11 protein-coding genes are annotated in these 12,673 nt (G+C 48.9%); 10 read left to right on the plus strand and 1 reads right to left on the minus strand.

Annotated features, from left to right (window positions below; translation table 11 throughout):
• The first annotated feature begins 14 nt into the window (after positions 1 to 14).
• From I2H87_RS09620 to I2H87_RS09655, 8 genes are all read left to right on the plus strand, one after another.
• Entirely contained in the window at positions 15 to 2,687 is a 2,673-nt protein-coding gene (locus I2H87_RS09620) for a YhgE/Pip domain-containing protein (RefSeq protein WP_195609823.1), read from the plus strand.
• Positions 2,688 to 2,868: 181 nt separating this feature from the next.
• A complete protein-coding gene (locus I2H87_RS09625) occupies positions 2,869 to 3,228 on the plus strand; it encodes an Asp23/Gls24 family envelope stress response protein (protein ID WP_044954513.1) in 360 nt (119 codons plus the stop codon).
• Between the two features lie 14 nt (positions 3,229 to 3,242).
• On the plus strand, positions 3,243 to 4,904 hold the full coding sequence (locus I2H87_RS09630) for a DAK2 domain-containing protein (protein WP_117549562.1): 1,662 nt from the start codon (positions 3,243 to 3,245) through the stop codon (positions 4,902 to 4,904).
• A 10-nt stretch (positions 4,905 to 4,914) separates the two neighbouring features.
• Positions 4,915 to 6,978: an ATP-dependent DNA helicase RecG gene (gene recG, locus I2H87_RS09635; protein ID WP_207746074.1), complete on the plus strand. Its 2,064-nt coding sequence runs from the start codon at positions 4,915 to 4,917 to the stop codon at positions 6,976 to 6,978.
• Between the two features lie 135 nt (positions 6,979 to 7,113).
• On the plus strand, positions 7,114 to 7,320 hold the full coding sequence (locus I2H87_RS09640; RefSeq protein ID WP_009244730.1) for an alpha/beta-type small acid-soluble spore protein: 207 nt from the start codon (positions 7,114 to 7,116) through the stop codon (positions 7,318 to 7,320).
• Positions 7,321 to 7,437: 117 nt separating this feature from the next.
• A complete protein-coding gene (rsmD, locus tag I2H87_RS09645) occupies positions 7,438 to 8,007 on the plus strand; it encodes a 16S rRNA (guanine(966)-N(2))-methyltransferase RsmD (protein ID WP_195609824.1) in 570 nt (189 codons plus the stop codon).
• Positions 8,001 to 8,492, plus strand: a complete 492-nt coding sequence (gene coaD / locus I2H87_RS09650) for a pantetheine-phosphate adenylyltransferase (RefSeq protein ID WP_009266143.1) — start codon at positions 8,001 to 8,003, stop codon at positions 8,490 to 8,492. Before rsmD ends, coaD begins: the two co-directional genes overlap by 7 nt.
• A 3-nt stretch (positions 8,493 to 8,495) precedes the next feature.
• Positions 8,496 to 9,083 (plus strand): ATP synthase subunit B family protein, encoded by a 588-nt coding sequence (locus I2H87_RS09655; RefSeq protein ID WP_009266144.1) that lies wholly within the window; start codon positions 8,496 to 8,498, stop codon positions 9,081 to 9,083.
• Positions 9,084 to 9,131: 48 nt separating this feature from the next.
• Here I2H87_RS09655 and I2H87_RS09660 read toward each other — a convergent pair whose 3' ends face one another.
• Entirely contained in the window at positions 9,132 to 10,100 is a 969-nt protein-coding gene (locus I2H87_RS09660; RefSeq protein ID WP_195609825.1) for a transporter, read from the minus strand.
• Positions 10,101 to 10,253: 153 nt separating this feature from the next.
• Between I2H87_RS09660 and I2H87_RS09665 the strand changes: the two genes are divergently transcribed.
• Together I2H87_RS09665 and I2H87_RS09670 are read left to right on the plus strand one after the other, a co-directional pair.
• Positions 10,254 to 11,696 (plus strand): aminoacyl-histidine dipeptidase, encoded by a 1,443-nt coding sequence (locus I2H87_RS09665; RefSeq protein ID WP_009266146.1) that lies wholly within the window; start codon positions 10,254 to 10,256, stop codon positions 11,694 to 11,696.
• Positions 11,697 to 11,748: 52 nt separating this feature from the next.
• Entirely contained in the window at positions 11,749 to 12,597 is an 849-nt protein-coding gene (locus tag I2H87_RS09670; protein ID WP_195609826.1) for a M23 family metallopeptidase, read from the plus strand.
• The last annotated feature ends 76 nt before the right edge of the window (positions 12,598 to 12,673 follow it).

Here is a 12,673-nt window from a genome sequence, read left to right on the forward strand (position 1 = left end):
GGACGTGTCGTATTATGAATAAAAACAGAAAAATAAAACGTGGATTCACCACTTCGGTGGCAGTCGGAATGTCGGTCATGCTGTGTGCGATCCCTGTCTGCGCGGCGGAGGAAAATGGTGCATCCTCGGGCAACGTATATAAGGAAGAAACAGTTTATGTAAACGCAGACGCAGCCGGAACACAGAAAAACGTAACGGTTTCCAACTGGCTGAAAAATGTCGGAAATTCCGGAACATTGAATGATGAAAGCAGCCTATCCGGAATCAAAAACTTAAAAGGAGAGGAGACGTATTCGACTGATGGAAACAAGCTGACATGGGAAACGGACGGAAAAGATATTTACTATCAGGGAACGACCGAACAGGCGCTCCCGGTTTCCATGAAGTTTACTTACTATTTGGACGGTCAGGAGATGAAGCCGGAGGATCTGAAAGGGAAAAGCGGACATCTGACGATCCATATCGATTATAGGAACAATACAAAGAAGACGGTGGACATCAATGGAAAAGCGGAAGAAATGTACAGCCCATTCGTGATGATGACCGGATTGATCCTGCCCAACGAGACATTTTCCAATGTAGTGATCGACAACGGGAAAGTGATCTCCGATGGAAATAAGAATATTGTGTTTGGATTTGCAATGCCGGGAATGCAGGAGAGCCTCGGCGTGGACAGCACATTATCGGATGGAACGGAACTTTCACTTCCGGAAAGTCTGGAGATTTCGGCGGATGTGAAAGATTTTACGATGTCTTCTACCTTTACGGTGGCGCTGAACGATCTGCTGGATGATCTGAATCTGGAAGAAATCGGGGATACAGACGCACTGAAAAATGCAGTGGATGAACTGGAAGATGCGGCGCTCCAGCTTGTGGATGGATCAGCGGCGCTTTCCGACGGCGTGGTGACTTTGAGCGACAGCTACGGCGAGTTTGACGAGGGAATCCAGACGCTGAAAGACGGGATCGATGTGCTGTCTGGCGGTGCAGGAGATTTGTCGGCAGGCATCACAAGCTACACCGACGGTGTGGATCAGCTCGGCGGCGGGATCCGGCAGTATCTCGGTGAAAACGGAGAACTTACCGTGAAAGTCACGGAATATGTCAACGGGGTCAACACGGTTGTTCAGGGCGTAAAAGATTATGCGGACGGAGCCAATACACTGGCGGACGGTGTGACTTCTTATATTGCGGGTGAGCAAAAGCTCGCAGAGGGCGCGGGAAGCCTTGGGGAACTTGGCGATGGGCTTACTCAGGTGAAAGCGGCGATCAGCCAGTTAAAAGAAGCGACGGACGGAGAGGGAGCGACGACGGAAGATTTGAAAGCGGCGTCGGATGCGCTTGCAGATGCGACGGAGAAACTGGCGGAAGCGTTGGATTCGGATCAGATCACGGCGCTTCTGAAAGAGATGGACGATCTGATGGTAAACGGTCAGGAGATCATGACGCAGACCGAGGGCATGGCATCGGAACTTCAAAGTGGGATCGGAACCCCGGTTGCAAACATCGGAGCGGCGCTTACACAGCTTCAGACCGAATTGAGTACACTTCAGACATCCATGAATGCGATCATGGGACAGTGCACACAGGCGGCTGCGGGATTGAATCAGATCATTGCGGCGGACAATGGACAGATCCAGACGGCGAGAGACGCAGGAACGGACAGTGAGGTTGCGATACAGGCTTCTATTGCAGCATTGCAGCAGGAACAGACAAAATATGATCCGGCTTCTAAGGAATATGCGACAATCAGAGAGAGCATTGCCGCATTGCAGGCGGCAGCGGATTCCACAGATGGATTGGAAAACCTGACGGATCTGCAGACACTTCCGCCAGTAGATATTTCCCAGATCGACCTGACCGGAATTACGGATTGTACCAAAACGATTCTGACTAATGCCCAGACATTTTCCGCGGCGGCAGGAAAACTGCAGCAGACGATGACGGAACTGCAGCCGAAAGTGGAAGCGGAACTGGAGGCGGCACAGAAGCTGCAGGAGAAGCTGCCGGAGGGTGGAATCGGTACGGTAACTGACAAAGTACAGGCGCTGAACAACGGAATGCAGATGCTGAACGGTTCGATCGGAACATTGTCCAATGGAATCGGAGAACTGGATACGGCAACCGATGCATTTCCGGAAGCGGTATCGGGAATCCAATCTTTGCAGGATGGATTTATTCAGCTTGGTTCGTATAACGAATCGCTTCTGAGCGGAGCCGGGTCTTTGAAAGCTGGCAGCCAGACATTGGTGTCAGGCATGGGAACGTTATCCAATGGAACCAATGCACTTGCCGGCGGACTGGATACACTTGGCGGTCAGATGAACGCAGGCGCTTATCAACTGACGTCAAACAGTCAGGCACTCCGGGATGGGGCGGCGGAACTTCTTGCCGGAACAAAGACACTTTCCGACGGCGGTGTGACACTGAAAGCGGGCAGCACACAGGTCAAAGACGGGATCGCACAGCTAAATGACGGCGCAAAGACCTTGAAAGACGGTGCGGCGCAGTTTGAAGAAGAGGGAACCGGAAAACTGAAAAGCACGGTGGAAGAGGAACTCGGAGATGTATTGGATCGTCTGGATACATTGGCATCCGGTGCGCTGGAGTATGATACGTTCAGCGGAAAATCCGGAGCAATGGACGGAAACGTCAAATTTGTGATCGAGACGGATCCGATCGACTAAAAGAGATGTGTAAAGCCAAAAGATAAAAAACGTAAAATAAAAAGGAAATGCCTGATTTTTCGCGAATCCGAGCGGGTTTGCCAAAAGATCAGGCATTTTGATATTGTAATGTATTCTAAAAAAGCGTATAATACCATTGTTAATTATGCGAAAATCCAATCAGAACTGGAGGTAATATATGATGAAAGGCAGTATGAGCACAGATCTGGGCATCATTACGATCAACCCGGAAGTAATCGCAAAATATGCGGGTTCCGTAGCAGTGGAGTGTTTTGGAATTGTCGGTATGGCAGCAGTCAACATGAAAGACGGGCTGGTAAGGCTTCTGAAAAAAGAGAGCCTCACACATGGGATCCAGGTTGAGATTTCCGATGAGAACAGCTTGACTCTGGACTTTCATGTGATTGTAGCGTATGGTGTGAACATTCTTTCCGTTTCCGATAATCTGATGAACAATGTGAAGTATAAAGTCGAAGAATTTACCGGAATGACGGTGGAGAAAATCAACATCTTCGTTGAAGGTGTCAGAGTGATTGATTAAGGAGGATACTTGTCGTGGCAACAAAGACGATAAATGCAGAGCTGCTTACAAAGATGTTCCTTGCGGGGGCAGCGAATCTGGAGGCAAAAAAAGAATTCATCAATGAGCTGAATGTATTTCCGGTTCCGGACGGGGATACCGGAACGAATATGACGCTTACGATCATGTCGGCGGCGAAAGAAGTCAGCGCGTTAAGCGAGCCGGATATGCTTTCGGTTTCCAAAGCGATTTCTTCCGGATCCCTGCGCGGAGCAAGAGGTAACTCGGGTGTGATCCTTTCCCAGCTTCTGCGCGGATTTACAAAAGAGATCCGGGAACATAAAGAAATCGATGTGGAGATCTTGGCGGCAGCATGCGAACGTGCAACTGCAACGGCTTATAAAGCGGTTATGAAGCCAAAAGAGGGAACAATCCTGACTGTGGCAAAAGGAGCGGCAGAGAAAGCGAGAGAACTGGCGGAGACGACAGATGATCTGGAAGTATTTATCGAGGCGGTGATCGAAGAGGCAAAAAATGTTCTGGCGAAAACACCGGATATGCTTCCGGTCTTAAAAGAAGCCGGCGTTGTGGATTCTGGCGGACAGGGACTGTTGGAAGTGATGAACGGTGCGTACGATGCATTTCTCGGAAAAGAGATCGATTACAGCGCGATCGAAGCAAGTTCCGGAACGACGATGGTAAAACCGGGGGCGCAGGCACAGGCGGATATTAAGTTCGGTTATTGTACAGAATTTATCATTATGACGGAAAAAGAGTTTACCGAGAAAGACGAAACGGAGTTCAAAGCCTATCTGGAATCGATCGGTGATTCGATCGTATGTGTGGCAGATGACGATATTGTAAAGATCCATGTGCATACCAATGATCCGGGACTGGCGATCCAGAAAGCATTGACTTACGGACAGCTTTCCCGCATGAAAATCGACAATATGCGCGAAGAGCATCAGGAAAAACTGATCAAAGAAGCGGAGAAGCTGGTAGCGGAGCAGAAAGCGGCAGCGCCGAAAGAGCCGAGAAAATCGGTGGGATTTATTGCGGTCTCAATCGGTTCGGGCATGAATGAGATTTTCAAAGAACTGGGAGTTGACTATATCATCGAGGGCGGACAGACGATGAATCCGAGTACCGAGGATATGCTGACGGCGATCGATCATGTCAACGCGGATCATATTTTCATTCTTCCGAACAACAAGAATATCATCCTTGCGGCAAATCAGGCACAGTCTCTGACGAAAGACAAAGATATCCTTGTGATTCCGACCCGCACGGTTCCGCAGGGGATCACCGCCGTGATCAACTACATGCCGGATGCCGATGTGGATACGAACGAAGAGGCGATGCTGGAGGGGATCAAAGCAGTGAAGACCGGACAGGTGACCTATGCGGTCCGGGATACCCATATCGACGACAAAGAGATCCATGAGGGAGATATCATGGGAATCGGCGATGACGGAATCCTGTCGGTGGGACCGTCTGTGGAGGGATCCGTGAAAGAGATGCTCGAGATCATGGCAGATGAAGATACCGAGCTGATCAGCCTGTATTATGGAGAAGATGTGCAGGAAGAAGATGCGGAGCGTCTGGCGGAGGAGATCGCAGATCTGTATCCGGATGCCGATGTGGATATGCACAGCGGCGGACAGCCGATCTATTACTATGTATTGTCGGTAGAGTAAGGATAGAACTATGATAAATGAATATTCCAAGATAGGTGTTTTGAAAGGAATCGGGGAGAAAACGGAGCAGATATTCGGGAAAGTGGGGATTGCCACAGTCGGGGATCTGATCCGCTATTATCCGCACCGCTACGAGGTGTATGAAGATCCGGTTCCGATCGGAGAGGTACAGGAGGGACATACGGTGACTGTGACCGGCGCGATCTACGGGAGGGTCAGTGTAGGCGGAAGCCCGCGGATGCAGATCACCACATTGTATGTGAAAGATCTGACCGGTACATTGAAAGTGATCTGGTTTCGGATGCCGTTTCTGCGCAGTACACTTGCGAGAGGCGGTGTGATCACGCTGCGGGGCAGGGTGATCCGGAAACGGGACGGACTTGTAATGGAACATCCGGAAATGTTCTATCCGAGCGCAAAATACGAAGAGAAACGACACACGCTCTGGCCGGTGTATCCGCTGACGTCAGGATTGACCAACAATATGGTTACAAAAGCGGTAAAGCAGGCTTTAGAAGTATGTGATGTCGGAACAGGAATATTGTCGGACCGGTTTGTGGAAGCATACCGGTTCGTTTCGTATAAAGATGCGCTTTGCGGGATCCATTTTCCGGAGACAAAAGACGAATATATCCGAGCAAGGGAACGGCTTGTATTTGAAGAATTTTTGTTGTTTATCTTATCGCTTCGGATGACGAAAGTCAAAAAAGAGCGTGTGAAAAATCATTACTGTTTTCGGGAGCAGCCGGAGATCGAGGAATTTCTCTTACGGCTTCCGTTTGAACTGACAAACGGGCAGAAAGAAGTCTGGCGGGAAATCCGGCAGGATATGACCGGTGTGCATGTGATGTCCAGGTTGGTGCAGGGAGACGTAGGATCGGGAAAGACGATCGTCGCACTGCTCGCCATGCTTTATGCAGGATTGAACGGATTTCAGGCGGCGCTGATGGCTCCGACAGAAGTGCTGGCTCGGCAGCATTATGAAAATATCACGCATATGCTTTTGGAATATGGGATTTCCCTGCGAACGGAACTGCTGACCGGATCTATGACCGCAAAGGAAAAACGAGAGGCTTATGCCCGGATCGCGGCGGGGGAAGCAGATTTTATCATCGGAACGCATGCGCTGATCCAGGAAAAAGTGGAATATAAAAATCTTGCCCTTGTTGTGACCGATGAACAGCATCGGTTCGGTGTGCGGCAGCGGGAAATGCTGGCGGCAAAAGGGCTTTATCCTCATATCCTTGTTATGAGCGCGACACCGATCCCGCGGACGCTGGCGATCATCCTGTACGGGGATCTGGATATTTCCGTGATCAAAGAGCTTCCGAAAAACCGGCTGCCGATCAAGAACTGTGTGGTCGATACGTCTTATCGTACGACCGCTTATCATTTTATGAAAAAACAGATCGCGCAGGGACGGCAGTGTTATGTGATCTGTCCGATGGTCGAGGAAAATGAGACGACCGAGGCGGAAAATGTCATTGATTATACCGAACAGCTTCAGGCGGAAATGGGAGATTCCATCTCCGTACAATATCTGCACGGACGGATGAAGCAGAATGAAAAAGACCGGATCATGGAAGCGTTTGGAAAAAATGAGATCCAGGTGCTTGTCTCGACGACGGTGATCGAGGTCGGGATCGATGTGCCAAATGCGACGGTGATGATGATCGAGAATGCCGAACGGTTCGGACTGGCGCAGCTCCATCAGCTTCGCGGCCGGGTGGGGCGGGGAAGCCATCAGTCTTATTGTATTTTTATCAGCGCGTCCAAATCAAAAGAGACGAAAGAACGGCTGGAAATCCTTAACAAATCCAACGATGGATTTTTTATTGCAAGCGAAGATCTGAGACTTCGCGGTCCGGGAGATCTCTTCGGCATCCGCCAGAGCGGCACGCTGGATTTTGGTCTGGCAGACGTCTTTCAGGATTCCGGGCTGCTTCAAAGAGCAAACGAAGCGGCGGAGGAACTTTTGCTTGAGGATCCGCATCTTCAAAAGGAAGAACACCGCATGCTGAAAAAAGCAGTGGAACATACCGTGGCGGCGGTGGCGCTGGAAACGACGCTTTGATCTGGAATAAATTTCCAGTGTAAAACATGGATTCCTCCATATACTATGGATGTAACAAAAACAAAGTTACAAACAAATCAAAGAAAAAAGTAACAAGAAAATGTTACAGCAAAGATGCAAAAGGAGGAAATGAAAATGGCAAGTCGTTCATCAAACCGCGCAGCCGTACCAGAGGCAAAAGGCGCACTGGACAAATTCAAATATGAGGTAGCAAGCGAGCTCGGAGTACCGCTTTCTGACGGATACAACGGAGATCTGACATCCAAGCAGAATGGATCTGTCGGAGGATATATGGTCAAGAAAATGATCGAGCAGCAGGAAAAGCAGATGGCAGGCAAATAAGCTGACCGGATGTGAAACGCATACTGCCGGGAATCTATGAGAGAAAAAGCACTTGGGATTGACCTAAGTGCTTTTTTCTGCTAAAATTCAGCATAGTTAAAGGCGGTGAGACAGAGTATGAGAGTAATAGCAGGAAGTGCAAAAAGACTGCAGCTTAAGACATTAGAGGGAATGGATACAAGACCGACCACGGACCGGATTAAGGAGACATTGTTTAATATAATCAGCCCGGGGCTTTTCGACAGTATGTTTCTGGATCTGTTTGCGGGAAGCGGCGGGATCGGGATCGAGGCGCTCAGCCGCGGTGCGAAAGAAGCGGTTTTTGTGGAACAGAATCCGAAAGCGATGGCATGTGTCCGTGACAATCTGAAATATACGAAATTAGACCGGAAAGGTATCACACTGACAAAGGATGTGATGACGGCGCTGTACCAGTTGGAAGGTGAAAAAGTATTTGATTACATTTTTATGGATCCTCCGTATCATATGGGACTTGAGCGGCGTGTGATGGAATATCTGTCGGAATCGTCGCTTGTATATGAAGATACGGTGATCATCATAGAAGCGGCAAAAGAGACCGATTTTTCTTATCTGGAAGATCTTGGCTTCTCAGTCATCAAAGAAAAAGTCTATAAGACGAATAAACATCTGTTTGTGGAGAAAGCGGGGAAAGAGGAAATATGTTAAGAGCGATCTATCCGGGAAGTTTTGATCCGGTTACATACGGGCATCTTGATATTATTGAAAGATCTTGTAAAATTGCGGATGAACTGATTGTCGGAGTGTTGAACAATAATGCAAAAATGCCGTTGTTTTCTGTGGAAGAACGTGTTAAAATGTTAAACGAGGTGACGTGTCATTTGCCGAATGTTGTCATTGAACCGTTTGACGGTCTGCTGGTTGATTTTGCCCGGCAGAGAAAGGCGGATTGTATTATCAGAGGGCTTCGGGCGATTACCGATTTTGAGTATGAGCTGCAGATGGCCCAGACGAATCATAAACTTGGAGCAGAGATTGAGACCGTATTTCTGACAACGAATATCGAATATTCTTATCTGAGTTCGACGACCGTTAAGGAGATCGCAGCTTTTGGGGGAGACATAACACAATTTGTGCCGGAAGCTGTGCGTCGGGAACTGAACGAAAAGATGAAAACAAAAAGGAGAGTGTAAATAATGAGCAGCCGTATTGAACAGATTATTGAAGAAATCGAAGAATACATCGACAGAGACTGTAAATATCAGCCGTTGTCGACGACAAAGATCATTGTGAACAAAGAGCATCTGGACGAATTGCTCCGGGAACTGCGTATGAAGACTCCGGATGAGATCAAGAGATACCAGAAGATCATCAGCAACCGGGATGCGATCCTTGCCGATGCACAGGCAAAGGCAGACGCGATGATCGAGGACGCCCAGGTACAGACGACAGAACTTGTCAGCGAACATGAGATCATGCAGCAGGCATATGCGCAGGCGAATGAGATCGTGACACAGGCAACGGCACAGGCGCAGGAGATCATTGACAATGCGACGATGGATGCCAATGCGATCCGGATCGGCGCGATCCAGTATACCGACGATCTTCTTGCCAATGCAGAGAGTATCATCGGACATACGCTGGACAGTTATACGACCAAGTACGACGGTCTGATCAATTCGCTGCAGGAGTGTTACGATGTTGTGCGCACGAACCGTGCAGAACTGGAGATCCCGGAGGAGAATCCGGACGATTACAGCGGGCAGGAACCGGCGGCACAGTGATCAGTGATACAAGAACCTGCAGATACAAATATCTTTTGAATGATAAGATCAACGAAAGATCATGTAAAGATAACCCAAGGAACTGGCAGTCAGAGCGGCTGCCAGTTTTTCTGTAAAGTAGGGAAAAATCGGCAGCCCGGCTTTTTGTACCATGGACTGTGTCTGCATGACGGCGCAGAATCCGCCGAATGACGTAAGTCCAAGGAGCATCGGATATTTGAACCGCATGGACATGGAGGCGGATCCGATCATGGAGATTCCGTTTGTCACTTCCAAAAACGGCAAAAAGAACTTGCTGCCGGGGAGGGGGAACGGAGAAGAGGAAACGATGGATGAAAGGACGGAAAACAGGATGATGTAACCGCCGACTTTGACCAGAGTTTCACAACTGTCCATGATGCAGTGATCGAGCTGCCGGAAAGAAAAGCCGGGCTCTTTCGACCGCTCTGCGGCAGGGGTGGAAAAAGCGGCGGATCGCGCGAACGTATTTTGGTTTCCGACACGATCGATAAGCGACATTTTGTAAATACGTCTTGTGATCAGACTTACAAAGAGCGGACTGACAAGGAGGATGAACAGTGTGGGGAGCAGAAGCGTTTCGTCTTCCAGTGTCTGATAGACGATATAGTTCATAATAAAAACAGGGCTTGTATTGTTGCAGAAAGAGAGAAGATAGCAGGCTTCCCGATGCGTGATATATCCTTGTGTATTCAGATCGGCAGCGGTCTTGGCACCCATCGGATATCCGCACAAAAATCCGGTGATAACGGCAAAACTTCCGCAATCGGAAACGGAAAGGAATGTCCGGCAGATTTTTGAGAATGCAGAGGTAAGGTAATGTATGCTTCCGGTTGCGAGAAGCAGATTGGAGACGAGCAGAAACGGAAACAATGTAGGGAGAATTGTCTGAAACCAGAGCAGAAGTCCGCTGCTTGCCCCCGAAAAGACAGCTTTGGGCGAAAGAAGCATAAAGGAAAATAAAAGAACGATCCCAAGTCCGGTCAGTGTTCGTTTCATCAACAGTTCTCCGTAAATCAGAACAAATGTTATGAAAGATATATGAAATCGGTTGATTTTTTATGTCCGCTGTGACAAAATAGTAAAGAATAGCGTGAGTATGGAACATGCCGTAAAAGGTAGATTTCATACATAGAAAGGAGAATTTATCATATGTCAGTTTTAGGACAGACGGAACCGAAAGAAGTGTTCCGGTTTTTTGAAGAAATCAGTCAGATTCCGAGAGGAACCTACAATACAAAGGCGGTCAGCGACTATTGCGTGAATTTTGCAAAGGAGCGCGGACTTGAGGTGATCCAGGATGAATGGAACAATGTCATTATGAAGAAGAACGGAACCGCAGGATATGAGAACAGCGAGCCTGTGATCCTTCAGGGGCATCTCGATATGGTCTGCGAAAAAACAGCGGATTCCGATCATGACTTTATGAAAGATCCGATCAAGCTGATGGTAGAAGACGGTTATGTGACAGCAGACGGGACTACACTGGGGGCAGACAACGGAATTGCAGTTGCAATGGTGCTTGCTCTTTTAGACAGCGATACGATCCCGCATCCGCCGATCGAAGCAGTTTTCACGGTAGATGAGGAAGTGGGCATGAACGGTGCGATGAACATCGATTTGAGCCCGTTGAAAGGAACGATGCTGATCAATCTGGACTCTGAGGAGGAGGACGTCCTGACAGCAGGATGTGCAGGCGGATTCCGTTTTGTATGCCAGATTCCGGTTGAAAGAGAAGTGATGAGCGGAAAAGGCGCGGAGATTGAGATCTGCGGTCTGCGCGGAGGTCATTCCGGCGTGGAGATCCACAAACAGAGAGGAAATGCCAACAAACTGGCAGGAAGACTGTTATGTCATCTGCGCCATGTGGCAGAGTATGCGCTTGTAGAGACAAACGGCGGATCTAAAGACAATGTCATCACACTTGCCAACAAGATCAAGATCGCAGCAAAAGATCTTGCACCACTGAAAGCGGCTGTCGCTGAGATGGAAGCTGCATGGAAAGTAGAATTCGGAGCAGATGAACCGGGACTGGCTGTAAAGTTTACAGAACTGGAAGACGCGGACTATCAGGTGATGACGGAAGCATCCGCAAAGAAAGTGATCGCATTTCTTGTAAATTGTCCAAATGGAGTGGATGAATACAACCGTTCGCTTCCGGGGCTGGTGGAGACTTCCGATAACCTTGGTGTGACAGAGACAGAAGAGGGATGTGTCCGTTTTATGGTCCTGACAAGAAGCGGTACTGCGTCCAAGCTCGAAGAATTTAAAGAAAAATACAGATGCCTTGCCAACTTAGTCGGCGGAAGTTACGAGTTTAACAGCGAGTACCCGGGATGGATGTTCAAAGAACAGTCCAAGATCCGCCCGATCGTTCTGGATGCATTTGAGCATATTTACGGAAAACGTCCGGAAGTGACGACGATCCATGCGGGATTGGAGTGCGGACTTTTAAGCGGACATAAGCCGGAACTGGACTGCATCTCTTTCGGACCGAATATGATCGGCGTACATTCCGTAGAGGAGCGTCTGGAGATCGCATCCGCAGCGCGTATCTGGGAAGCATTAAAAGAAATCATGAAACAATGCAAATAGGACATTCCCCGGTTCATATACTAGAAAGACTATGAACCGGGGAATATGACTGATGGGGCATCGATGGAGCAGACTGCTCGTTTTTTTGCTTGCGGCAGTGATCTTGTCCGCGGCGGGGATCGGGCAGGTAAAAGAAGCCGGACGTTTTGGTCGGCTTCAGGAAGACACGGTGAAAACCGGCGCATTTCGCAGACAGACGCTGGATGACGGGATGCAGGATATGATACGGGATATGGAAGATCCCGGAGAATTGCTTGGCATTTACTGGCTGGAGACCGGATTCGGAGAACAGCCGTTTTCGGGAAATTGCACGGAACAGGCGTTTGAAAGTATGGGAAGATCGTGGAAAAGAAGACTCTATTGGAACGTCTATGCGGAAGCCTGCCGTGCCATCTGGGATGATCTTGTCTACTTTCCGATCCCTGTATCGAAAGACGGGGAAGCGGAAGAGATAAGTTTTGTAGATTCCTGGATGTATGAGAGGAATTACGGCGGTACACGAGGACATGAGGGAACGGACATCATGGCGGGAGAGAATGTCCGGGGATATTATCCGGTTGTCAGTATGACCGACGGTTATGTAACCCACAAAGGGTGGCTGGAGCAGGGCGGGTATCGTCTCGGGATCACAGCGCCCGGCGGGGCTTATTTTTATTATGCGCATCTGGATTCTTATGCGGAGATCGAAGAGGGAGATCCGGTGAAAGCCGGAGATCTGCTCGGATTTATGGGAGATACCGGATACAGCAAAAAAGAGGGGACAATGGGGATGTTTCCGGTACATCTTCACGTCGGAATTTATCTGATCCATGACGGAGAGGAGATCAGCGTCAATCCCTATCAGCCATTGAAATATCTGGAGAACCGCAGAATCGAGTGTGTGTACGGCAGGAAAAATTGAGAGATATTTATTGAAGAAAAGTTATTTGAGAGAACGATCCGTGACCATGCATGGATGTGAGACGGACAGAGGAGAG

Origin of the sequence: Mediterraneibacter glycyrrhizinilyticus, from assembly GCF_015560805.1 — a bacterium.
GTDB classification, from domain to species: Bacteria; Bacillota; Clostridia; order Lachnospirales; family Lachnospiraceae; genus Schaedlerella; species Schaedlerella glycyrrhizinilytica_A.